This window comes from Acidaminococcus fermentans (assembly GCF_009696675.1).
GTDB lineage: Bacteria > Bacillota > Negativicutes > Acidaminococcales > Acidaminococcaceae > Acidaminococcus.
In genome coordinates this window covers 75,669-96,901 of sequence record NZ_VULN01000003.1, presented here as the reverse complement: position 1 = coordinate 96,901, position 21,233 = coordinate 75,669, and the positions used below count along the sequence as shown (strand labels likewise).

At 56.6% G+C, this 21,233-nt stretch carries 24 protein-coding genes; 3 read left to right on the top strand and 21 right to left on the bottom strand.

The window, feature by feature from the left end:
- Window positions 1-7: 7 nt before the first annotated feature.
- Window positions 8-1,534 (bottom strand): alanine/glycine:cation symporter family protein, encoded by a 1,527-nt coding sequence (locus tag FX155_RS02755; protein WP_022486916.1) that lies wholly within the window; start codon window positions 1,532-1,534, stop codon window positions 8-10.
- A gap of 160 nt (window positions 1,535-1,694) precedes the next feature.
- On the opposite strand from FX155_RS02755, the gene FX155_RS02750 reads away from it, so the two are divergent.
- On the top strand, window positions 1,695-3,242 hold the full coding sequence (locus tag FX155_RS02750) for a Na+/H+ antiporter NhaC family protein (RefSeq protein WP_022486917.1): 1,548 nt from the start codon (window positions 1,695-1,697) through the stop codon (window positions 3,240-3,242).
- 92 nt (window positions 3,243-3,334) lie between these two features.
- Here FX155_RS02750 and FX155_RS02745 read toward each other — a convergent pair whose 3' ends face one another.
- The 9 genes from FX155_RS02745 to FX155_RS02705 all read right to left on the bottom strand — a co-directional run bounded on the left by FX155_RS02745 (window position 3,335) and on the right by FX155_RS02705 (window position 9,789).
- Window positions 3,335-3,769: a universal stress protein gene (locus FX155_RS02745; protein WP_154487735.1), complete on the bottom strand. Its 435-nt coding sequence runs from the start codon at window positions 3,767-3,769 to the stop codon at window positions 3,335-3,337.
- Between the two features lie 33 nt (window positions 3,770-3,802).
- Window positions 3,803-4,240 carry a universal stress protein gene (locus FX155_RS02740; RefSeq protein WP_022486918.1) on the bottom strand — a complete coding sequence of 146 codons (438 nt, stop codon included), beginning with the start codon at window positions 4,238-4,240 and terminating at the stop codon, window positions 3,803-3,805.
- A 127-nt stretch (window positions 4,241-4,367) separates the two neighbouring features.
- Window positions 4,368-4,805: a universal stress protein gene (locus tag FX155_RS02735; RefSeq protein ID WP_022486919.1), complete on the bottom strand. Its 438-nt coding sequence runs from the start codon at window positions 4,803-4,805 to the stop codon at window positions 4,368-4,370.
- A gap of 13 nt (window positions 4,806-4,818) precedes the next feature.
- Window positions 4,819-5,262 carry a universal stress protein gene (locus tag FX155_RS02730; protein ID WP_154487734.1) on the bottom strand — a complete coding sequence of 148 codons (444 nt, stop codon included), beginning with the start codon at window positions 5,260-5,262 and terminating at the stop codon, window positions 4,819-4,821.
- Window positions 5,263-5,324: 62 nt separating this feature from the next.
- The gene (locus tag FX155_RS02725) at window positions 5,325-5,675 is read right to left on the bottom strand and encodes a hypothetical protein (RefSeq protein WP_022486921.1); all 351 of its coding nucleotides are present in this window, start codon (window positions 5,673-5,675) and stop codon (window positions 5,325-5,327) included.
- Window positions 5,676-5,710: 35 nt separating this feature from the next.
- Window positions 5,711-6,532 carry a zinc ribbon domain-containing protein gene (locus FX155_RS02720; RefSeq protein WP_022486922.1) on the bottom strand — a complete coding sequence of 274 codons (822 nt, stop codon included), beginning with the start codon at window positions 6,530-6,532 and terminating at the stop codon, window positions 5,711-5,713.
- Window positions 6,533-6,694: 162 nt separating this feature from the next.
- Entirely contained in the window at window positions 6,695-8,152 is a 1,458-nt protein-coding gene (locus tag FX155_RS02715; RefSeq protein ID WP_022486923.1) for an SLC13 family permease, read from the bottom strand.
- A 9-nt stretch (window positions 8,153-8,161) separates the two neighbouring features.
- Window positions 8,162-8,728: a chorismate mutase gene (locus tag FX155_RS02710; RefSeq protein ID WP_154487733.1), complete on the bottom strand. Its 567-nt coding sequence runs from the start codon at window positions 8,726-8,728 to the stop codon at window positions 8,162-8,164.
- Between the two features lie 80 nt (window positions 8,729-8,808).
- A complete protein-coding gene (locus FX155_RS02705; RefSeq protein WP_022486925.1) occupies window positions 8,809-9,789 on the bottom strand; it encodes a 4Fe-4S cluster-binding domain-containing protein in 981 nt (326 codons plus the stop codon).
- Between the two features lie 160 nt (window positions 9,790-9,949).
- On the opposite strand from FX155_RS02705, the gene fliB reads away from it, so the two are divergent.
- A complete protein-coding gene (gene fliB / locus FX155_RS02700) occupies window positions 9,950-10,834 on the top strand; it encodes a flagellin lysine-N-methylase (protein ID WP_154487732.1) in 885 nt (294 codons plus the stop codon).
- Window positions 10,835-10,986: 152 nt separating this feature from the next.
- Here the strand turns inward: fliB and FX155_RS02695 are convergent, their stop codons facing one another.
- The 11 genes from FX155_RS02695 to FX155_RS02645 form a co-directional block, all read right to left on the bottom strand.
- Window positions 10,987-11,439, bottom strand: a complete 453-nt coding sequence (locus FX155_RS02695) for a deoxycytidylate deaminase (protein WP_154487731.1) — start codon at window positions 11,437-11,439, stop codon at window positions 10,987-10,989.
- 3 nt (window positions 11,440-11,442) lie between these two features.
- A complete protein-coding gene (gene upp, locus FX155_RS02690) occupies window positions 11,443-12,069 on the bottom strand; it encodes a uracil phosphoribosyltransferase (protein WP_022486928.1) in 627 nt (208 codons plus the stop codon).
- Between the two features lie 21 nt (window positions 12,070-12,090).
- Complete coding sequence (gene glyA / locus FX155_RS02685) at window positions 12,091-13,338, bottom strand: serine hydroxymethyltransferase (protein WP_022486929.1); 1,248 nt, start codon at window positions 13,336-13,338, stop codon at window positions 12,091-12,093.
- A gap of 54 nt (window positions 13,339-13,392) precedes the next feature.
- Entirely contained in the window at window positions 13,393-13,935 is a 543-nt protein-coding gene (locus FX155_RS02680) for a TIGR01440 family protein (protein WP_022486930.1), read from the bottom strand.
- Between the two features lie 9 nt (window positions 13,936-13,944).
- On the bottom strand, window positions 13,945-14,382 hold the full coding sequence (gene rpiB / locus FX155_RS02675; RefSeq protein ID WP_022486931.1) for a ribose 5-phosphate isomerase B: 438 nt from the start codon (window positions 14,380-14,382) through the stop codon (window positions 13,945-13,947).
- 67 nt (window positions 14,383-14,449) lie between these two features.
- Window positions 14,450-15,556, bottom strand: coding sequence for an L-threonylcarbamoyladenylate synthase (locus FX155_RS02670; RefSeq protein WP_022486932.1), 1,107 nt, complete (start codon window positions 15,554-15,556; stop codon window positions 14,450-14,452).
- Entirely contained in the window at window positions 15,522-16,430 is a 909-nt protein-coding gene (prmC, locus tag FX155_RS02665; RefSeq protein ID WP_022486933.1) for a peptide chain release factor N(5)-glutamine methyltransferase, read from the bottom strand. Before prmC ends, FX155_RS02670 begins: the two co-directional genes overlap by 35 nt.
- A 1-nt stretch (window position 16,431) precedes the next feature.
- Entirely contained in the window at window positions 16,432-17,508 is a 1,077-nt protein-coding gene (gene prfA, locus FX155_RS02660) for a peptide chain release factor 1 (protein WP_022486934.1), read from the bottom strand.
- A gap of 12 nt (window positions 17,509-17,520) precedes the next feature.
- Window positions 17,521-18,405: a DUF1385 domain-containing protein gene (locus FX155_RS02655; RefSeq protein ID WP_022486935.1), complete on the bottom strand. Its 885-nt coding sequence runs from the start codon at window positions 18,403-18,405 to the stop codon at window positions 17,521-17,523.
- A 72-nt stretch (window positions 18,406-18,477) separates the two neighbouring features.
- Window positions 18,478-18,684, bottom strand: coding sequence for a 50S ribosomal protein L31 (rpmE, locus tag FX155_RS02650; protein ID WP_012937812.1), 207 nt, complete (start codon window positions 18,682-18,684; stop codon window positions 18,478-18,480).
- A gap of 57 nt (window positions 18,685-18,741) precedes the next feature.
- Window positions 18,742-19,701 carry a LysR family transcriptional regulator gene (locus FX155_RS02645; RefSeq protein ID WP_022486936.1) on the bottom strand — a complete coding sequence of 320 codons (960 nt, stop codon included), beginning with the start codon at window positions 19,699-19,701 and terminating at the stop codon, window positions 18,742-18,744.
- Window positions 19,702-19,867: 166 nt separating this feature from the next.
- On the opposite strand from FX155_RS02645, the gene FX155_RS02640 reads away from it, so the two are divergent.
- Window positions 19,868-21,058 (top strand): dicarboxylate/amino acid:cation symporter, encoded by a 1,191-nt coding sequence (locus FX155_RS02640; protein ID WP_154487730.1) that lies wholly within the window; start codon window positions 19,868-19,870, stop codon window positions 21,056-21,058.
- Window positions 21,059-21,233 lie beyond the last annotated feature (175 nt).

Sequence of the window (21,233 nt, the reverse complement as noted above, 5' to 3'; positions counted from 1 at the left end):
CACCCCCTTATTTTCTCGGCCAACAGGGGGTATCAATGCCCAGGATCTTTTTTCCGTCGAAGGGTTCAGGGCTTTCGCTGACAAAGTGGCGCTGGGCTTTCAGCACGTACTGGAATCCCTTGTACAAAAGGGGCACGTTGCAGTAGACCATGATGATGTTGGCCAGGTCGGAGAAGGCCCACAGGTTGCTCAGGTCATAGCCGGCAATGTTCACCAGGATGCCGAAGGCGGCCACCAGCAGGCACAGGCACCGGACAGTGACGATCACCTGGGGATTTTTGCTCAGACGGGCAGCGGCGATTTCCGAAAAGGACACCATTCCGATGAGACAGGTGTAGGCAAACAGGCAGAAGCACAGGGTAAGGGCCAGGTTCACCGCCGTATTGATCCCGGCAGTGGGCGTCAGCTGGGTCACGGAAAGGAGATATTTGGGCAGCTTCCCGGCGGCTTTCCAGGCGGCAGGATCCTGGGTCCAGGCATGGGCCATGATCACAATGAACCCGGTCATGGTGCAGATGATGTGAGTGTCCAGGAACACCCCGGCAGCGGACAGGAGCCCCTGTTCGCAGGGATGTTCGTCATCGGCGGATGCGGCGGACATGGTAATGGTCCCCTGGCCCGCTTCGTTGCTCATCAGCCCCCGTTTCACTCCCTGGACCAGGACGGTACCGAACACCCCGCCGAAAAAGGCTTCCGGCCGGAAGGCTCCCGCAAACACCGCTTCAAAAAAGTAAGGAACGGACCGTACATTGCCCACAATCAGCAGCACCGTAGTGGCCACGTATACCACCGCCATCACCGGAACCATGGCATTGGTGGCCTTTGTCACCTTTTTGATGCCCCCGAAGGCCAGCAGGGCAGTAAAGACCAGTACCACAGCTGCCGTGCCGTAATAGAAGAGGGAGTTGGTGGGAATCTCCGTACCGCTGACCATGGACCCGATGGCCCCTACAGAAGAAACCACATTGTATCCCTGGGCCGGCAGACATCCCAGGGCATAGAAGATGTACAGGAGAGAAAGGAAGATGCCCACACCCTGGCTGCCTCCGAAAAGAGCCCGTCCGTAAAAGGGCAGTCCCCCTACAAACTGTCCCTGACGTTTTTCCTTGAACAGCTGGGCCATGGTCCCTTCCACAAAGGCGGTAGCCATGCCGAAGAACGCAGATACCCACATCCAGAACAGGGCTCCCGGTCCCCCTACGGAAATGGCCCCGGTGACCCCCAGGATGTTCCCGGGGCCCACCCGCATGGCGGAACTGAGCATAAAGGCCGCCAGCGGCGAGATCCCGGTGGCGGCACTGCGCCGGTGGACCAGCAGCCGGATGGCCGTTCCCATATGGGTCAGCTGGATACAGTGGAGCCGGCAGGTGAAATAGATGCCGGATCCTACCAGCACAATAATGGCGAACGAAAAGCTTCCCAACAGGGGCAGGTTTTTGTACCATGCAAACTGGGTAGGAATGTCCCAGAAGAAGTCGGACAGGGGGCCGACGAACTTCAGGACAGAGTTGATCCATGCAAACAAATTCTCCATAAGCATCTCCCTCATTCATATTTTTATTCTTTTACTATAACATAGTCTGAAAGTTTTTCAACAAATTTCGTCGTCTTTGTGAAATGACGGTAGAAATATGATAAAATAAAACATATTTTTTCCAAAATCAATCTATACCCTGTAAGAAAAGGAGTCAATTATGGAACCTGTAGATGTGGGGATCCTGTCCCTGCTGCCCCCGATTATTGCCATTTCTCTTGCGCTCATCACCAAAGAAGTGATTTCCTCCCTGATGCTGGGGATCCTGTCCGGCGGTCTGATTTATGCGGCCGCTTCCGGCGGAGGCCTGGTGGACATGAGCTCCGCCGCCTTTGAGATCATGTCCAAAACCGTCGGTACTCCGGACAAGTTCAACATCATCCTGTTCCTGGCCCTGCTGGGCTCCCTGGTGGCTGTGGTGAACAAGGCCGGCGGTTCCCAGGCCTACGGTCAGTGGGCCACCAAAAAAATCACCAGCCGCCGGGCTGCAGAACTGGCCACCAGCATCCTGGGGATCCTGATTTTCATCGATGACTATTTCAACTGCCTCACCGTAGGTACGGTCATGAAGCCGGTAACGGACAAGTACCGGATTTCCCGGGCCAAGCTGGCCTACATCATCGATACCACCGCCGCCCCCGTGTGCATCATCGCCCCCATTTCCAGCTGGGCTGCTGCCGTAGGGTCCACCCTGTACGAAACCGGCGCCTTCCCCAATGAAATGTCCGCTTTCTTCGCCACCATCCCCTACAACATGTACGCCATCCTGTCCATCCTGATGGTCACCGTCCTGTCCGTTACGGACCTGGAATTCGGGCCCATGGCCACAGTGGAAGACCTGGCGGAAACCAAAGGAGAACTGGGCGCCATTGATCAGAAAGCCCGGGAACAGCAGCAGCCGGTGACTGCCAAAGGCACCGTGTATGACCTGCTGATCCCCATTGCCGCTCTCATCGTCTTTACCATCCTGGCCATGCTGTACAACGGAGGCTACTGGTCCAAAGGGCTCTCCTTCCAGGCCGCCATCGGCAACAGCAATTCTTCCGCCGCGCTGGTGCTGGGCGGGTTCTGGGCCCTGGTGGTGGCCTTTGTCCAGTTCGTTCCCCGCAGGCTCCTGAGCTTCCGGCAGTTCATGGACAGCATCGGTGCCGGGATCAACACCATGGTCCCTGCCTACATCATCCTGACCCTGGCCTGGACCATCGGCACCCTGTGCCAGAACTACCTGGGCACCGGGAAATACATTGGCATGCTGGTCCAGACCAGCCATCTACCCATGGAACTGCTGCCGGCCATTGTATTCCTGGTGGCAGCCGGGCTTTCCTTCTCCATCGGTACTGCCTGGGGCACCTTCGGTCTGTTCATCCCCATTGTGGTGTTCATCTGCCAGTCCGCCACTCCCACCATCATGACCGTGACCCTGTCCGCCACCCTGGCCGGCTCCGTGTTCGGGGACCACTGCTCCCCCATTTCTGACACCACCATCCTCTCCTCTTCCGGGGCCGGATGCAGCCACATCCAGCATGTGGGAACCCAGATCCCCTACGCCTGCCTGGTGGCCGCCTGCTGTTTCATGGCCTACCTGGCCGCCGGTTTCTCCGGGGGCAGCGTGGTCCTGACCCTCATCACCGGCATCGGTCTTCTGCTGCTGGCCCTGTTCCTGCTCCACAGACGGGCCAGAATGAGATTGAAGAAAAAAGGGGTGTGAAAAAATTCACACCTGTAACCAAAGGGGGTGTTGCACCTTATGTGCAACACCCCCTTTTTATTCCCGCGTTTGGAGTTGTGGCCGGTTCCTTCTTACTTTACGATGGTCACCGGGCAATGAGCGCTCTGGGATACCTTGGTACTGACACTGCCCAGGAAGAACCCTGCCAGTACACCCATACCCCGGTTGCCCATGATGATCATGTCCACATCATCCTTCTCGGCTTCCCCACAAATCCGTTCTGCCGGATCGATGTCAACCACTTTCTTGAAGGTGATGGTGCTGTAGGAAACTTTCTTGGCTTCCCGTTCTGCTTCTTCCAGCGGAGTGGGAGCAGCCGCTTCCAGCGGGATGATATTGCCGTTTTTGTCCTTCCGGGGAGGTTTGATCCGGCTCAGGTCATAAGGCACGTCAATATTGATCACAATGATCTGGGATCCGAATTTGCTGCCAAGTTCCATGGCAAAATCCAGAGCCCGGAGGGCAATTTTCGAACCGTCTACAGGAACCAGGATTTTGTTGATCATAAGATATTCCCCCTTTTCCGGAACAATCTTGGGTTATTTCACAATGAGCACCGGCACATCGGCATACTGGGACACCTTGCTGCTGACGCTGCCCAGGAAGAATTCCGCAATGCCGCTGAGGCCCCGGCTGCCGATGACGATGGCGGAACATTTCTTGTCCTTGCATACGGCCAGCACCCGTTCAGACGGATGGCCCACTTCCAGGTCGAATTCTGCCTTGCCTTTGAAGTCCTTCAGCTTTTCTTTGGCTGTATCCAGGACACTGTTGCCGATTTTCGTCAGTTCTTCATTTCCCTGACTGATGGTTGCCTGATCCAAAGGCACCACCAGCATGGCCGAATTGTTGTAGGGCTGGATTACGTTCACCACCAGCAGTTCTCCCTTGAAGGCTTCCGCCAGTTCCCGGGCTTCCGCCAGGGCTCTCCAGGACGTTTCAGACCCATCCACCGGAACCAAGATTTTTTCAAACATACAACCACCTCCAACGCATTTTTCGTTACAATTTTTTCTTTCTTATAGAGTATATTCACCGAAAGATTGTAAATTCCTGCTTTTTCCGAAAAAAAATTGCTGCCGAAGCAGCAATTTTTTTGTCAGGTTATTTCACTACCATAACAGGGACTTTGGCATACTGGGACACCTTGCTGCTGACACTGCCCAACAGGAATTCCTCCACTCCGCTGAGGCCCCGGCTGCCGATGACGATGGTATCGCAGCCCTTGCTCTTGCAGGCGTCCAGGATCAGTTCCGCCGGGTTCCCGGTTTCTTCCACATATTCCACTTCACCCTTATAGCCGCTGAGTTTTTCCTTGGCCAGTTCCAGGGTGGCAAAACCGGCTTTTTTCATAGCTGCATTGTTCTGATCGATCAGGGTCTGGTCCAGGGACATCTGGAGCAGGCCGCCGGCCCCGTAGGGCAGCATCACCGTAATGACCACCAGGACGCCGTCATATTTTTCCGCCAGGGATTTCCCCGTTTCCAGAGCCTTCCAAGAAGTCTGGGAACCATCCACCGGCACCAGGATTTTTTTGAACATAGAATCTCCCCCTTTATTTCACTACGAATACAGGTACTTCCGCATACTGGGACACTTTGGAGCTGACACTGCCCAACAGGAATTCCGTGATCCCGCTGAGGCCCCGGCTGCCGATGACCACCGAGTCACAGCCGTCTTCCCGGGACTTCTCCAGGATCAGTTCTGCCGGATTTCCTTCACCGTCTTCATAGGAAACCTTGCCATGGAAGCCATATTCCGTGAGTTTTTCTTTGGCCGTATCCAGGACCGCCAGACTGGCTTTTTTCATTTCCCGGTTGCTGCGGTCCATGAGGTTTTGATCCAGGGTAATCTGGAACAGGCTGAGGCTGTTGTACGGTTCCATAACAGTGAATACCCGGATTTCTCCCTGAAATCTGGACGCCAGCGCTGCCGCTGTTTTCAGGGCCTTCCACGCCGTATCCGATCCATCTACCGGCACCAAGATTTTTTGGAACATATACATTCATCCCCTTCCTTGCTCTTTATGGATATTATTCGCCTTTTTGCGAAAAATCCCTTTTATTTTTTGCTTTTTTTCTGATTTCTTTTCTGGTACCGGCGCATTTTCCGATCCGGGGTAAAGCCGTTCTGTCTCCGGGCCAGTTCCAGCGGTTCCGGATCCTCCGCATACTTTTTCCGGGCGTAGAGGAAAAGGGCCGCCAGGGCAGCAATGGGCAGAAGCCCCAAAACCCACCGCATGGTCTGGTCCTGGATTACCACCAGGAAGTCCCACCCCACCACTGCCAGAGGGGTCAGAATGTACCGGGCCAGTTTGGATCCGTTGAAAAACCGCATGGTCAGTCCATAGCAGAGCACAGCCATGGAAAAAGAAACCAGGGTCAGAAGCAGTACAAAAAGAAAAAATTCCATAGGGTCAAAACCTCTTTCTTGAAAATTTGCAGGGATTACAGCTGCACATGATTGGCATCGGCGTTTTCGTGGAGGGCCTGCATTTCTGTAAGGACCAGATTGGCCAGATCCACATGGCGCTGTTCTTTGAGATAGTCATGGTAATGGGACGGTCTGGCGCCAGCTCCCGTATTCAGCATCCCCGGGACCACTTTTCCCTCCCCATCGAAGGAATATTGGGCATAAACGGGAATTACATGGCTGGTTCCATCCCAATACCCGGCTTTTTCATCGTCGCCTGGCTGCTCGCTGAGGACCCGCATCTGAAAGGTGACAGGAGGCAGGTTCCCGGTACGATGATTGATGAACTGGTACAGCCTGGACGTGGCATCCACAAAAGCCTTCTGGTGATTTTTTTCATCAATGACCAGCAGCCGGCGTCCCTTGCCCCCGATCAGGCTCAGACTGCCGTTGGGATCATGACCATAGGAGGTGGCCATCACCTTTCCGGAAAGACCTTCCTGATCCAGGATTTTCTGGACGGTCCCGACAGGGTCTTTGGTTTCCTGTGGCTCCGCCGTTTTTTCCGTCTTTTCCGTTTTGGCTTCCTGAGCCGCCATAGTTGCTGCCTGGGACGCTTCCTGGGATTTCTGATGCTGGAAGTAAAAGGCTCCTCCGCCCAGGAGCAGCAGGACGACAAGCCCTCCTGCCAGGATCCTGTTCCTGTTGGCAGAGGCAGGGTTCCCTCCCGCCGGTGCAGACGGCCGGGTGCTCTCTGCTCCCTGGCTCTGTATTTCCGGAACCGCTTTCCCGCAGGAAGGGCAGAACCGTACCCCGGGCTCCAGTTCCTTCCCGCAGTGAGGACAAAATCTGATCATCTTTTCCAACCTCCTGTCTTATCCATACTGTTTATTATAGCAAAAAGAAGGGGCTGTGAAAAAATGAGAAATCATTTTTTCACAGCCCCTTTCTGTCACTGGTCAGCGGTCACTGGTCACTGGCCGAGTGACCGGGGGTGTGAATTTCTTCACACCCCCCTCTTACCCCAGAACCACACTCCCGATGGGATATCCCACAAAGGTCATCACCAGAATGGCCAGGAGGGCGAAGATGCCTCCCCAGATGAACATATCCCGGGCGGTGGTCCAGCCGGACCCGATGGCCACGGTGTTGATGGTGGACTGGCCCGCCGGGGTCATGTTGCAGATCCCGGCCCCGAAACCGATGAGACACACTACCGCCCCTACGGAAATCACTCCCGCCGGCAGAGCCTGGCACACAGAAAGGGCCACGGCGCTGACTACGGTGGTAGTGACGATATTGGAGGAAAAGTTGGTCTCCAGTACACACCAGGCAAAGAAGAACAAAATCAGCCCCAGGACCGGCAGTCCGCTGGCTACCGGCGCCAGCATGCCGCTGAGCCAGGCCTTGATGCCCATTTCGTTGTGGGTCAGGGCGGACCCCAGCATGGTGGCGGCCCCGGTCATGACGATGGAAGCCCACAGCACCCCTTTGGTCATCACTTCTTTGAAGTTCATAATGGGTTTCCCCTCATGGCGGGCAATGAACAGGATGATGCACCCCAGAAGAGGCGGCATGGCAGTGGTCCAGCTGCTGATCATTTTATACAGGCCCGGATTCCAGCCTTTTACCAGGCTGGGCCCCACCCACAGGAGCACCGTCAGGGCCATGGTGGCCAGGATGATCTTTTCCCGGTTGTCCGCCCGGGGTACAGTGCCCCGGAGTCCCATGGCCTTCTGAGGGTCGATGGCCTGGATATCCGCCGGCCGGTACAGGAACTTGAACACCAGCAGCAGCAAAATCACCAGCAGCACCCCGGTGGGGATCCCCATGGCCATGTACTGGAACTGGTTCACATCCCGTCCGGTGGCTGCCGTATAGTACCCCATGGCCATAGTGGGCCACACATGGCCGATGGCGGTCATCCCAGAGGACAGGCTGATGCAGAAGGCCGTCCCCAGCATGATCATATTGGCAGAAGGGCTCCCCTTCTTCAGCTCCAGCACCTGGAAAATGTCTTCCAGAAAAGGCATGAAGGCCACAAACAGCACGGAAGGAGAAATGAACAGCCCCATGAAAGTCACCGCAAAGAACAGGAAGGTGACAAAAGACCAGGGGCCCCGCCGGGCAATGGCGTTGGTGATGAAGGTCACCGTGCAGCGCCGGACAAAATGGGTCTGGGACAGGGGATACACCAGCATGAAGGTGAACAGCAGGAAGGCCACGGTGGTGTTCCCGAAGGTTCCCTTCAGGGTGTTCCCGAACCCGAAATGGGGCAAAAAGCCCAGAAGGAACACGGTGATCAGACTGGGCCAGTCAATGGAAATGGTGATCCACATCATGAGGGAGGTGAGGAAGATGCCCAGCACCGCCAGCCCCTCCTGGGTCAAGGGAGCCGGTGCCGGCAGCAGTCTTACGGCAAAGCCGGCGGCCAGGGAAGCCGCCAGCCAGAACAGATCTTTTTGGGATTTAGTCATGATTCCCTCTTATTCGTTTTTCAGGATCCGGAAATCCTGGCTTTCCTTGGACAGCTGGAACATAAGCTTCTGCATGTTGGTTTCGCTGAGATCCCCCAGGATGGTCAGGTCGAAAGTGACGGTTTTTTCCGGTTTATTGAAATGGAGCAGTTCCATGTACTGCATGTTGTACCCGTAATCCCCCACCATGTTCAGGATACTGCTCATGGCATTGGGCTGATCCGGACGGGTGAGCCGGACCACCACCCGGGTGCCTCCGGAGTGGATGTCAATGTCTTTGGCCAGCTGAGCAAACAGTTGGGGATTCCAGTCAAAGAGCATGCCGTATTGGTACATCCGGCTGGTTTCCATGATCTTCCGGACCACCGCCAGGTATTCCGGCAGCCGGTCTTCCGGCACGCCCTGGGAGAGTTTTTCCAGAATGGCCTGTTCCCGGTCCGCCCGGTAAATGTTGGTCTCCCCGGCTTCCTGTTTGGCTTCCGCCACCAGTTTGGAACAGTCCAGCCGCTCCATGAGAAGAGCCCGGATCTGAGGATCGATGGCATCGATTTTGGCACGCACTTGGTCAAGTTTCATAACAATCTTCCTTTCCTACCATGCTTCTTGGATTTTTCCCCATTATAGCAAAGGGGTGTTGCCTGCGCAACACCCCTCTTTCACACTGCCGTACAGGGCTGGGCCCCCAACAGTTCTTCTTTCTCTTCTTCCACCTGACGGGCGGGCACCCGTTCCAGCCATTTCAGATCGTAGGGCTCGAACTTGCACCGGGCGTAGGCGTCCAGATCCATTACCGTGCCATCCCAGTCCGAATCGATCCGTCCATTCTGCTTGATCAGGATATCGTACAGGATGGCATAGGTTTCCCCGTCTGCCGGATCCTTTTCCACAATGGTGCTGTAGGGCAGGGTCTTGTGGTACACCAGCTCCAGATCCTTGTATTTGAAATGGAACCCGCAGCGCATCCGGCAGCCGTCCAGACCGGTGTAACAGGCCACCTGCTTCAGGTCCCGGAGAATCTGGTCATGGGGTTCGTCATACAGGTTTTCCGGGGTGGTCTCCGTATAGTCGAACCGGAACTGGATGGAAGGGGCGTGGACCTTCCGGAACCGTTCCATAAAGGGAATCAGCTGATCCTTGGGATACTTCTTGTACAGGACGCAGTTGATCCGGAACCGGACCGGCAGCCGGGCCAGGAGTCCGTCATTGGATTCCTCCACATAGTGCTGCATGTGCCGGCTGATATTGAGGCAGGTGATTTTCCCGGCATTCTTCTCCAGGAAGGCCAGCACTTCCTCTTCGCTCTGTTCCCGGCTTACCGGCAGGGTGGTGTTGATGTACACTTTATGGGTATCGGACACCTGGTCCAGCATCACCTGGAGACTTTTCAGGTTGGCCAGGGGCTCCCCTCCGGTAAAGACAAAGTCGCAGTAAGGAGTCAGGGCATCCATTTTCCGGATGCTTTCACAGATGGCCTCCAGGGAAAATCCCGTCATATCGGCATACTCTTCTTTATTCACACAGAACGGGCAGTGGTTCCGGCAGTCATAAGGCACAAAAACAGTGACCGTGGCCCCGCCGTTGCGGGTCTTGTACGGGTGTCTGGCTGCTTCCACTGCGGTTTTTTCTCTCTTGATCATGGTCAATCCCCTCGAACTTCTTTTGCAGCTCTCCCAGGAGCCGCACGCTAAAATCACACACAAACCTAGCTTATATTTTACCATAAACTGTGAAAGTGTTCCAATTTTTTCAGCAAAACTTCCGTGTTATAATGATGTCATGTCAAAAGGAGGGGTTTCCATGATTTCCATCATCCCGGAAGGGTTCAACGATTTTGCCTGCAAAGGAGGGTCCTGCCGCCATACCTGCTGCCAGGTGTGGGAAATCGACATCGATGAAGACACGGCGGAATACTACCGGCAACTGCCCGGAAAGCTGGGGGACGACCTGCGCCGGTCCATGGTCCGGGAAGACGGCACCTGGCATTTCCGGCTGAATCCCCAGGGATACTGCCATCTGCTGGATCCGGACGGACTGTGCCGGGTGATCAAGGAACTGGGGGAAGACGCCCTTTGCGATATCTGCACCGTCCATCCCCGGTTCTTCACCTATGTGTATGAATACATTCTCTGCGGCACCGGCCTGTGCTGTGAGAAGACCTGCGAGGTCATGGCGGCGCTTCCGGGGCCCCTCCACTTTACCCAGGAAGAAACCGGAGATGTTTTCACCTTTCCGGAACTGCTGGAAGAAATGGGGCTGGAGGACCTGCCGGAAGCAAAGCTCCATTTTTCTCCGGATCTGACCCGGAAAGAGCTGGAAGTAATGATCCGGGAACTTTCCGCCACAGAGCCCATCGACCAAGCCTGGACCCGGGACCTCCAGAAAATTGAAAGGGACCTGGAGGGGGCCCTGGACCGGTACCATACTTTTGCGGAGAATGCTCCCCTGCTCTTCTTCGACCGTCTGTACCAGTACATTTTCTATCGGCAGCTGGACAAGGAAGCCTCTTACGGCATGGATATCCTGGCCCGTTACGCCCAAAAGAGCACCCAGTTTATCCTGCTCCAGGCCGCCCGCACCGGAGACCTGCTGGAAGCCCCCCGCCGCTGGTCCGAGCAAATCGAGTATGATACGGAAAATGTGGGGATTTTATTGTCCCTTTGGGGCAATAAAATCAGTCACTAGTCACTAGTCACTAGCCAATGGAAGGAACCTGCGTTTGGCAGGTTCCAGAATAAAAGAGGGGCTGTTGCATGTGCAACAGCCCCTTTTGAGGTCTCGAGTCGTGAGTCTCGCGGCTGGAGACTAGAGACTAGTGACCGGGGCAAAGCCCCCCTTCACTTCTTATGAAACTCTTCCAGCTCCAGGGAAGTATCCGCGTGGAGCATTTCCTGTGCCAGTTTGTCCGGGTAGGGATTGGCGTAGACAATCCGCTTGATCCCGGCGTTGATCAGGATCTTGGAACACACCACACAGGGCTGATGGGTGCAGTACAAGGTGGCGCCCAGGGTGGATACCCCGTTCACCGCCGCCTGGATCACCGCGTTCTGCTCTGCATGGATGCCCCGGCACAGCTCATGGTTCTGACCGCTGGGCACATGGAGCTTTTCCCGGAGGCATCCCACCACTTCACAGTGGGGCAGCCCCTTTGGAGTCCCGTTGTACCCGGTGGCCAGGATCTGCCGGTCCTTCACCAGCACGGCCCCCACCTTTCTCCGCAGGCAGGTGGACCGTTTGGAAACCACTTCCGCGATTTCCATGAAATAACTGTCCCAGTCAGGTCTGTCCATACCTTATTCCACCGTCCCGAACACCCGGTCCCCGGCATCCCCCAGCCCGGGCACAATGTACCCGTGCTCATTGAGATGATCATCCAGGGCCGCTGTATAGATGGGCACATCCGGGTGCAGTTTGTTCACCAGTTCCACCCCTTCCGGAGCGGCCACCAGGCACATGAACCGGAAGTGCTTGTAGCCATCGGCCTTCAGCATGGACAGGGCTGCAGCGGCACTGCCGCCGGTGGCCAGCATGGGGTCGATGAGGATGATTTCCGCATCCTTGTCCTTGGGGATCTTGCAGTAATATTTGATGGGCTCCAGAGTCTTTTCATCCCGGGTCAGGCCGATATGCCCCACCCGTGCTTCCGGGATCAGGTCCAGCACTGCATCCAGGAATCCCAGCCCCGCCCGGAGGATGGGCACCACGGTGATACCGGTGATGTCCAAGGCATACCCGGTGGTTTCCGCAATGGGAGTGGTCACCGGCACTTCCCGGATGGGCAGGTCCCGGGTCACTTCGAACAGCAGCAGCTGGGCGATTTCATCCAGCAACCGGCGGAAATTCCGGGGAGCCGTCTTTTTGTCACGCAAGTGGGTCATTTTTTCTTTGATCAGAGGATGGTTCACAACATGGATTTGCATGGTTTCAGGTTCCTTTCCCAATTACAGATTCGGATAGAGAGGGTATTTTTCACACAGGGCAGCCACCCGGGCAGCGGCTTCTTTCTGAGCTTCTTCTTTCCCAGGATTGCTGAGCACCAGGCCGATGATCCGGGCCACTTCCCGGAAGTCTTCTTCCAGGAATCCCCGGGTGGTGGCAGCCGGCGCACCCAGACGGATGCCGCTGGTCACAAAGGGGCTGGCCGGGTCGTTGGGGATGGTGTTCTTGTTGCAGGTGATGCCGATGGCATCCAGCATGTGTTCCGCGTCCTTGCCGGTAAGGCCTTTGGACCGGGTATCCACCAGTACCAGATGGTTGTCCGTACCGCCGGAAACCAGCCGCAGACCCTGTTTGGTCAGTTCTTCCGCCAGGGCAGCGGCATTTTTGATGATCTGTTTCTGGTAATCCTTGAATTCCGGTTTCAGGGCTTCGCCCAGAGCCACTGCCTTGGCGGCGATGATGTGCATGAGAGGGCCGCCCTGGGTGCCGGGGAACACCGCCTTGTCGATCTGTTTGGCGTATTTTTCCGGGCACAGGATCATGCCGCCCCGGGGTCCCCGAAGCGTCTTGTGGGTGGTGGTGGTCACCACATCCGCATAGGGCACCGGGCTGGGATGGAGTCCTGCCGCCACCAGACCGGCAATGTGTGCCATGTCGATCATCAGGAAGGCCCCCACCTTGTGGGCGATGGCCGCCATCCGTTCGAAATCGATGATCCGGGGATAGGCACTGGCCCCGCCGATGATCATTTTGGGTCGGCATTCTTCCGCGATTTTTTCCAGCTTGTCATAGTCGATCCGTTCTGTTTCAGGATCCACTCCGTAAGGGACGATGTGGAAATACTTCCCGGAGATGTTCACCGGGGATCCGTGGGACAGATGGCCCCCTTCGGACAGATTCATGCCCATCACCGTGTCTCCCGGCTGGACAAAGGCAAAGAAGGCGGCCAGGTTGGCATTGGCCCCGCAGTGAGGCTGCACATTGGCGTGTTCCGCCCCGAACAGCTCACAGGCTCTCTGACGGGCCAGTTCTTCCACCTTGTCCACGTATTCACAGCCCCCGTAATACCGGTGGCCGGGATACCCTTCCGCGTACTTGTTGGTGAGGACGGTCCCCATGGCTTCCATTACCGCCGGGGACACAAAGTTTTCCGAAGCAATCAGTTCGATTTTGTGACGCTGCCGGCCCAGTTCCTCCCCGATGGCCGCCGCCACCTGGGGATCTGCCAGGCCCAGTTTCTGGTTGTTCATCTCGTTTTCTCCTCGCTGGATTGATACGGATCGGCTCTTTTCAGGGTCTTCCGCTTATTTGTACACAGCCCGTTCCCCACCGATGAGAGGCGGCCGGGTCCGTGCTGCCGTCAGTACCGCATTCCCCAGTTTTTTCCGGGACAGACGCACCGGCACCGCCACCCGTTTCAGGTGCATGCCGATCAGGGTCTGGCCGATATCCAGCCCCATGTCCGCCTGGATTTCTTCCACCACCACCGGGTTCTTCAGTTCATTGTAGGCCGTGGCTGCAAAAGCCCCGCCGGCATGTTCGATGGGACGGACCGTCACCTGCTGCCAGCCGAATTTCTCCATGGCCTTCTGGTCCACCACCAGGGCCCGGTTCAGATGTTCGCAGCACTGGGCGGCCAGGATCATCTTGTGTTTCCGGCACACTTTCCGGAGGGTGGTGTAGAGCACCTTGGCCACTTTCATGGAACCACCGGTGCCGATTTTGTTTCCCAGCACCTCGCTGCTGCTGCAGCCCACCACCAGTACCTGACCGGCTCTGCCCTTGGCCACACCGATCAGTTCTTCCGCATCTTCCTCGATTTCCTGTGCAAGTGCCTCCAGATTCATGGTCTCACCTTATTTCTCCAGGTCCATGATCTTCTGTACCCGTTGGGTATGGTAGCTGCCCAGGAAGGAAGCCCCCAGATAGGCATCCACGATCTGTTCCGCCAGGCCGGTGCCCAGCACCCGGGCCCCCAGGCAGAGGATATTGGCATTGTTGTGTTCCCGGGCCTTTTCCGCGCTGTAGCAGTCTCCGCACACCGCGGCCCGGATGCCGTGGATCTTGTTGGCGGCAATGGACATGCCCAGGCCGGTGCCGCAGATCAGGATGCCCTGGTCCGCCTTGCCGGCAGCCACCCCTTCGCCCACCTTCTTGGCGTAGTCCGGATAGTCCACCCGGTCCGGGGTGTAAGCCCCTGCATCTTCCACTTCATAGCCCTTGTCCGCCAGATATTTCTTCAAAACTTCCTTCAATTCAAAACCGCCGTGGTCACAGCCGATCATGATTTTCATAAGTTTTGCCTCCCTACTCCAAAGTAAAATGCGTTCGCCGCATATCATATTTATTGTAACACACCTGTTATTCTATTACCATTCCCTGTAAAAACTCCGGCACCTGGCCGCTCTGTTTTTTGTACAGCCCCCGGTCGTAGACCAGGATGTTGTGACCGGCGCTTTTCCGCATCCGGTTCATGATGGCAAGGCCCAGTCCCTGGGTGGAGACCCCTTCTCCCAGGATGATGTCCACCTGCTGCCGGTCGAATTCCCGGAGTTCCGTGTACAGGTTCTCTGCCAGATCCTTCAGATCCTTTCCGGCATCACAGATCACCAGATGGGGCGTATGGGGCAGGTGTTGGACCGTTTCGTCCAGGGCCAGCACCCCCACTTTCAGTCCCCAGGCTTCCCCCATAATGGCCGCCCGGATCACCCCTGCTCCCGCATCCGGTCCTTCGATGAGCACCATGGGGGCCTTGGGCGCATAATGGCGGTACTTCATTCCCGGAGCCTTGGGCTTCTGGTCCGGGCTCACCAGTCCCGGGTCCAGTTCCACGGCCCCCATCACCTGCTGGATCATCTCTTCGGTGATGCCCCCGGGACGGAGGATCACCGGTTCTTTCCCGGTAGTGTCGATGATGGTGCTTTCCACCCCGATGTCACAGGGGCCTCCGTCCACCACTCCTCCGATGATGCCCTCCATGTCCTGGAGCACATCCTGGGCGTTGGTGGGGCTGGGCTTCCCGGATTTGTTGGCGGAAGGAGCCGCCAGAGGCCGTCCGGTAAGCCGGATCAGGGCCCGGGCCACAGGATTGCTGGGGAACCGGACCGCCACCGTCTCCTGACCGGCAGTGACCACATCCGGGATGATCTCCGACTTGGGCACAATGAGGGTCATGGGTCCGGGCCAGAAGGCAGCCATGAGTTTTTCCGCCATGGGGGAAAGCCCGGACGTAAGGGGCCGGATCTCTTCCATTTCGCTGATGTGGAGGATCAGGGGATTGTCCGCCGGACGTCCCTTGGCGGCAAAGATTTTCCGGCAGGCCTCTCCGTTCAGCCCGTCCGCCCCCAGGCCGTACACGGTTTCCGTGGGAAAGGCCACCACTTCTCCCTGCCGGAGCAGGGCAGCCGCCGGTTCCAGCTGGGAATCCAGCGGTTCATCGTTCTTTAATTTCCAGCACTGCGTTTCCATAGACAGAACCCCCTTTGGCGGCAAAGACCATCCGGTCCTTGTCCCCGTAATCTTTCCGTACTTTCACACAATCCAGGCCCGCTTCCCGGCACAGCCGGGCCACGTCCTCTCCCTGGTCCTGGCCGATCTCGAAGGCCGCCAGGCCCTGGGGATCCAGATACTCCCAGATATCCTTCAGGATCCGCCGGTAAAAGTCCAGGCCATCCCGGCCCCCATCCAGGGCCCGCCGGGGTTCCCGGTGGACTTCCGCCTGGAGCCCGGCCAGATCCCCTTCCGGGATGTAGGGCGGGTTGGAGACCAGTACCTGGAACTTCGGTTCCTTCGGGACCTTTTCATACAGGTTGGACACCACCGTATCCAGCCGGTCCTCCACCCCCAGGCTCCGGGCGTTTTCCCGGGTCACTTCCACGGCTCCCGGGCTGATGTCCACCCCGGTGCCATGAGCCTCCGGCAGTTCTGCCAGCAGGGAATCGACAATGGCCCCGCTGCCGCAGCCCAGATCCAGGATCCGTAACGGACCCCGGTCTTTGGTCAGGCTCACCAGCTGTTCCACCAGAAGCTCCGTTTCCGGACGGGGAATCAGGGTGTCCTGGGTCACCTTGAAATCATACTGGAGGAACCCTTTGTGTCCCAGAATATAGGCCACCGGCTCCCGGGCCGCCCGCCGGGCCACATAGCTCCGGTACTGTTTCAGTTCCTGTTCTTCCAGGGGCTCATCGAAATTGGTGTACAGCTGGATCCGGCTTTTGTCCAGCACAGCACAAAGCAGCACTTCCGCATCCAGGCGCGGATTTTCCACGCCTTTGGAGCTGAAGTACTGCTGAGTCCACTGAAGGATTTTCAATATGGTCCAAACGGTTCTTTGTTCCTGCATCTTATTTCACCTGCTGGAGTTTCTTGGCCTGTTCCGCCATCATCAGGGCATCCAGGAGTTCATCCAGGTCCCCGTTGATGATGTCCGGCAGCTTGTGGAGGGTGAGCCCGATCCGGTGGTCGGTGACCCGGCCCTGGGGATAGTTGTAGGTCCGGATCCGTTCACTCCGGTCTCCGGTGCCCACCTGGCTTTTCCGTTCCGCCGCGGTGGCCGCCCGCTGTTTTTCCTGTTCCGCTTCCAGGATCCGGGACCGGAGCACCCGCAGGCACTTTTCCCGGTTCTTGGCCTGGGATTTTTCGTCCTGGCACTGGGCCACGATCCCGGTGGGGATGTGAGTCATCCGGACGGCGGATTCGGTTTTGTTCACGTACTGGCCCCCGGCCCCTCCGGCCCGATAGGTATCCACCCGGATATCCGCCGGGTTCAGTTCGATATCCACTTCCTGGGCTTCCGGCATCACCGCCACGGTCACCGTGGAGGTGTGGACCCGGCCCTGGGATTCCGTATCCGGCACCCGCTGGACCCGGTGGACCCCGCTTTCAAACTTCATGTGGCTGTACACATCGGTGCCGGACACCATGAACACCACTTCCTTGAAGCCCCCCAGGCCAGTGGGACTGGAATCCATCAGTTCCACCTTCCAGCCTTTCTGTTCTGCATACCGGGTGTACATCCGGAACAGGTCCCCGGCAAACAGGGCCGCTTCGTCTCCCCCGGCTCCCGCCCGGATCTCCATGATGATGTTCTTTTCATCGTTGGGATCCTTGGGCAAAAGCAGCAGGGTCAGTTTTTCCTCATAGGCCTCCAGCTGAGGCTGGAGTTCCTTCATTTCCTCTTCCGCCATGGCGGTGAGTTCCTGGTCTTCCCTGGCTTTGACAATGGCTTCATCGTCCTTCCAGGTGTCCACCAGTTTTTTGTAGTCCCGGTACACCGTGACGATCTCCGTCAGTTTGGAATGGGCCTTGGTGTATTTCAGCCACTCCTCCTGCCGGGCGATCACTTCCGGATCGCTGATCTTGGCTTCCAGGTCCAGGTACCGGTCTTCCAGGTCCTGGAGTTTATCCAAATTCTCAAACATAGGCGTTCCCCGTCATTCAATGATTTCTTCCGGCGGCAGCACCGCTTTCAGGGAAGCGATGGCCACTTCGATCTGGTCGTCGTCCGGCTGCCGGGTGGTCAGTTTCTGGAGGGCCAGCCCCGGCAGTATGGCGGCCCGTACCCAGGCCTTGTCCATATGCTTTCCTGCAAACCGGATGATTTCGTAGCTGATCCCGGCCACCACCGGCATCAGGAGGATCCGGGACAGGATCCGCTCCCACAGGCTGGGCCAGCCCAGAAAGGCAAAGATGAAGATCCCGATGAGCATGACAATCATCAGGAAATTGGTGCCGCACCGGGGATGGAGAGTGGAAAAGGGCCGTACGTTCTCCACCCGCAGAGGCAGCCCGTGTTCATAGGTATAGATGGTCTTGTGCTCCGCCCCATGGTACTGGAACACCCGCTGGATGTCTTTCTGCCGGGAAATCCCCCAGATGTACAGGAGGAAAATGGCCAGCCGCATAAGCCCTTCGCACAGGTTCAGGACCATGGGCCCCACTCCCTGGTTCTGGAGCAGCTTCATGGCCCCGGTGGGCAGCACCACGAACAGCAGCACCGCCAGTCCGATGGAAACCGCCATGGTCCCTGCCATTTCCAGGCTGCTCATGGATTCTTCCCCGTCCTCTTCGTCCCCGGATACCTGGGCGGAAAAAGACAGAGCCTTCATGCCGTACCCCAGGGATTCCACCAGGGAAACCACCCCCCGGAGGAAGGGCTTCTTCAGGATGGGATACCGGTCGCTGATGCTTCCTGCAGGCTTCAGGTCCACGGTAATCTCTCCGTTGGGTTTGCGCACCGCTACGGCAATCTTCCCCGGTCCCCGCATCATCACTCCTTCGATGACCGCCTGGCCACCGACACTTAATTTTTTGGTCATACCATGACTCCCTGGATACAAGAAAAGGAGTGCTGCAATGTCTGCAAGTCACTCCCTGTTCAAGCGCATTTTTTATTTTGCGTCTTTGCCGTACCGTTTGTTGAATTTTTCGATCCGGCCTCTGGCAGACATATCACGCTGCTTACCAGTGAAGAAAGGATGGCATTTGGAGCAAACGTCCACCCGCAGTTCCTTTTTCACACTGCCAGTTTTGAATGTATTCCCACAGCCACAAATCACGGTGCATTCACCGTAGTTAGGATGGATACCCTTTTTCATTATGAAACACCTCTTTCTGAAATTGCATTAATATATCCCGACATTAACGCTTGACAATTATATCATACTCCCCTTGTCCGTGCAAGAGTCCTTCTCCCTATTCCAGGAAAAATCCGGGGGGTTCTCCCCTTTGTCCGGAGGATTCTCCCGGAGTGCCAGCCGGAGGAACACTTTCATGGCCTGGGTCAGCCATTTGTCCTTGTGGTAGAACAGCTGCCGGTACATGTGCATGTGGAAATCCTTCACCTGGAGGATCTGCAGCCGGTCCCGGTAGGGGCTGTTTTCCACCACGTACTGGGGCAGGAAGGACAGGCCCAGTCCCCGCTGGACCATATCCAGGATGAATCCGGTATCGCTGACTTCCAATATAGGGTTCAGGGCCAGCTGCCGGGCCGCCAGCTGCTGGTCCAGGCTCAGCCGGTAGTTGTCTGCCTTTTCCGTCAGGAAAAAGGGTTGGCGGATCACCTGGTCCAGTTTCAGGTCTTTTTCCCGGGCCAGCGGAGAATCCACAGAACACACAAACACAATATTCTCCTGTTTCTGGAAAACCTTTTCCCATTTTCCATCATATAAAGGCTTGTCCAGTACATACACCAGATCCACCTTGTTGTGGTTCAGGGCGTCCAGCAGCACACTGGGCGAATCGATGGTGATGGTGATATGGAGCTGGGGCAGGTTCCGGCATACGTAATCCATCACCTGGGGCATGTGGGCCTTGCACAGGCTTTCGATCATGCCGATCCGCAGGGCTTCTGCCGGCGGCCGGTTGTGCATCACATTCTCCAGTTCCTCCACCTCCTGGAGAATGGGCAGTACCCGCCGGGCCAGCTGCCTGCCAGGAGGAGTCAGAGTTACCTGCTTGCCCAGCCGGTCAAAAAGACGGACCCCCAGCTCATTTTCCAGAGAATGAATTTGTACACTGAGGGCGGACTGTGAGTACCCCAGTTCCTTCGCCGCCCGGGAGAAACTTTCCAGTTCCATAATTTTCAGAAAGCTTTTTAATTCTCTTAGTTCCATTTTGTCAACAGCCCCTTGTTGTTATTAAAAATTTTCATCGATTAAATCGAGTTTATTAATTTGCTTTATGAGTACAACCATAGTACACTGAATAAACAGAAAAGTCAAACGCAAGCTTCCCAGCCGGCGGGAAGCGGTTTGTCAAGTTCAGGGGAGGTTAGTTTTCATGAAACTCGGTCTTGTACCAAAAATCATCATCGCCATTATCATTGGTATCCTTATTGGGCAGTATCTGCCGGAAGATGTCTGCCGTACCGTCGTTACTCTTTCCGGCATCTTCAGCAATTTCCTGAAATTCGTCATTCCTTTGATGATTCTGGCCTATGTGACCATGGGCATCGCAGATCTGAGCCAGGGCGCAGGCAAGCTGCTCCTGATTACCGCCATTATCGCCTACGGTTCCACCCTGATTGGCGGGACCTTCTCCTTTACCGTAGCAGACACCCTGTTCCCGTCCTTCATCAGCGCCGGGGTGCTGGAAGAACTGGCCAAGACTGCCGGCAAGAGCCTGCCGCCCTTCTTCTCCATTTCCATTCCGCCCATCCTGGACACCATCTCTGCTGTGGTGCTGGCCTTCATCGTGGGCCTGTGCCTGTCTTCCCTCCGGGGCAAGGAAATCGGGGATACCCTGTACAACTGCTTTAAAGATTTCTCCAAGATCATCGACCAGGTCCTGACCCATGCCATTGTTCCCTTCCTGCCGCTGTACATCTGCGGCACCTTTGTGGACATGACCCGTTCCGGCAAGACCTTCGTGATCCTGAGTGTTCTCTGGAAAGTTTTCCTGGTGGTCATCGCCATGCATCTGATTCTGTTGTTCGTACAGTTCATGGTTGCCGGTTCCTTCAGCGGGAAAAACCCCTTCACCCTGATGAAGAACCAGATCCCGGGCTATACCACCGCCCTGGGGACCCAGTCTTCCGCAGCCACTATTCCGGTCAACCTGGAATGCTCCAAGGCTGACGGCGTCTGCGAACAGATCCGCAACTTCGTGATCCCTCTGTGCGCCAACATCCATATGTGCGGTTCCATGATCACCATTACTGCTTGTGCCACGGCGGTCTGCCTTATGTACCAGATCCCCATCCACCTGGGCACGGTCATTCCCTTCATCATGACCCTGAGGGTTGCCATGGTGGCTTCTCCGGGTGCTCCCGGCGGTTCCATCATGACGGCCCTGCCCTTCCTGTGGATGATCTTCGGGAAAGAACAGGGCGACCCCAACGGCCCCATCTGCGCCCTGATGGTTGCCCTGTACATTACCCAGGATTCCTTCGGGACCGCCTGCAACGTATCCGGGGACAATGCCATCGCCGTAGTGGTGGACAAAATCTACAAAACCTGGATCAAAAAATAATTTCCGTCAAAAGCGTTCCATCTCCATCTGATCCCCTTCTGCAGTTGTCTGCTTGACAAGATTCAGGCACCATGGGTATGCTGTCAGGGAAACATCCGACAATCCTTCCTGTTTTACCGGATTTCCCTGACAGCCTGCTCCCTGCGTCCGGTTCCGGTCAGACAGAGAGAATGGA

Excerpts from the sequence above, each read along its gene's own strand:
- FX155_RS02755 (WP_022486916.1), bottom strand. The coding sequence starts at position 1,534 with ATGGAGAATTTGTTTGCATGGATCAACTCTGTCCTGAAGTTCGTCGGC.
- FX155_RS02750 (WP_022486917.1), top strand. The coding sequence starts at position 1,695 with ATGGAACCTGTAGATGTGGGGATCCTGTCCCTGCTGCCCCCGATTATT.
- FX155_RS02745 (WP_154487735.1), bottom strand. The coding sequence starts at position 3,769 with ATGATCAACAAAATCCTGGTTCCTGTAGACGGTTCGAAAATTGCCCTC.
- FX155_RS02740 (WP_022486918.1), bottom strand. The coding sequence starts at position 4,240 with ATGTTTGAAAAAATCTTGGTTCCGGTGGATGGGTCTGAAACGTCCTGG.
- FX155_RS02735 (WP_022486919.1), bottom strand. The coding sequence starts at position 4,805 with ATGTTCAAAAAAATCCTGGTGCCGGTGGATGGTTCCCAGACTTCTTGG.
- FX155_RS02730 (WP_154487734.1), bottom strand. The coding sequence starts at position 5,262 with ATGTTCCAAAAAATCTTGGTGCCGGTAGATGGATCGGATACGGCGTGG.
- FX155_RS02725 (WP_022486921.1), bottom strand. The coding sequence starts at position 5,675 with ATGGAATTTTTTCTTTTTGTACTGCTTCTGACCCTGGTTTCTTTTTCC.
- FX155_RS02720 (WP_022486922.1), bottom strand. The coding sequence starts at position 6,532 with ATGATCAGATTTTGTCCTCACTGCGGGAAGGAACTGGAGCCCGGGGTA.
- FX155_RS02715 (WP_022486923.1), bottom strand. The coding sequence starts at position 8,152 with ATGACTAAATCCCAAAAAGATCTGTTCTGGCTGGCGGCTTCCCTGGCC.
- FX155_RS02710 (WP_154487733.1), bottom strand. The coding sequence starts at position 8,728 with ATGAAACTTGACCAAGTGCGTGCCAAAATCGATGCCATCGATCCTCAG.
- FX155_RS02705 (WP_022486925.1), bottom strand. The coding sequence starts at position 9,789 with ATGATCAAGAGAGAAAAAACCGCAGTGGAAGCAGCCAGACACCCGTAC.
- fliB (WP_154487732.1), top strand. The coding sequence starts at position 9,950 with ATGATTTCCATCATCCCGGAAGGGTTCAACGATTTTGCCTGCAAAGGA.
- FX155_RS02695 (WP_154487731.1), bottom strand. The coding sequence starts at position 11,439 with ATGGACAGACCTGACTGGGACAGTTATTTCATGGAAATCGCGGAAGTG.
- upp (WP_022486928.1), bottom strand. The coding sequence starts at position 12,069 with ATGCAAATCCATGTTGTGAACCATCCTCTGATCAAAGAAAAAATGACC.
- glyA (WP_022486929.1), bottom strand. The coding sequence starts at position 13,338 with ATGAACAACCAGAAACTGGGCCTGGCAGATCCCCAGGTGGCGGCGGCC.
- FX155_RS02680 (WP_022486930.1), bottom strand. The coding sequence starts at position 13,935 with ATGAATCTGGAGGCACTTGCACAGGAAATCGAGGAAGATGCGGAAGAA.
- rpiB (WP_022486931.1), bottom strand. The coding sequence starts at position 14,382 with ATGAAAATCATGATCGGCTGTGACCACGGCGGTTTTGAATTGAAGGAA.
- FX155_RS02670 (WP_022486932.1), bottom strand. The coding sequence starts at position 15,556 with ATGGAAACGCAGTGCTGGAAATTAAAGAACGATGAACCGCTGGATTCC.
- prmC (WP_022486933.1), bottom strand. The coding sequence starts at position 16,430 with ATGCAGGAACAAAGAACCGTTTGGACCATATTGAAAATCCTTCAGTGG.
- prfA (WP_022486934.1), bottom strand. The coding sequence starts at position 17,508 with ATGTTTGAGAATTTGGATAAACTCCAGGACCTGGAAGACCGGTACCTG.
- FX155_RS02655 (WP_022486935.1), bottom strand. The coding sequence starts at position 18,405 with ATGACCAAAAAATTAAGTGTCGGTGGCCAGGCGGTCATCGAAGGAGTG.
- rpmE (WP_012937812.1), bottom strand. The coding sequence starts at position 18,684 with ATGAAAAAGGGTATCCATCCTAACTACGGTGAATGCACCGTGATTTGT.
- FX155_RS02645 (WP_022486936.1), bottom strand. The coding sequence starts at position 19,701 with ATGGAACTAAGAGAATTAAAAAGCTTTCTGAAAATTATGGAACTGGAA.
- FX155_RS02640 (WP_154487730.1), top strand. The coding sequence starts at position 19,868 with ATGAAACTCGGTCTTGTACCAAAAATCATCATCGCCATTATCATTGGT.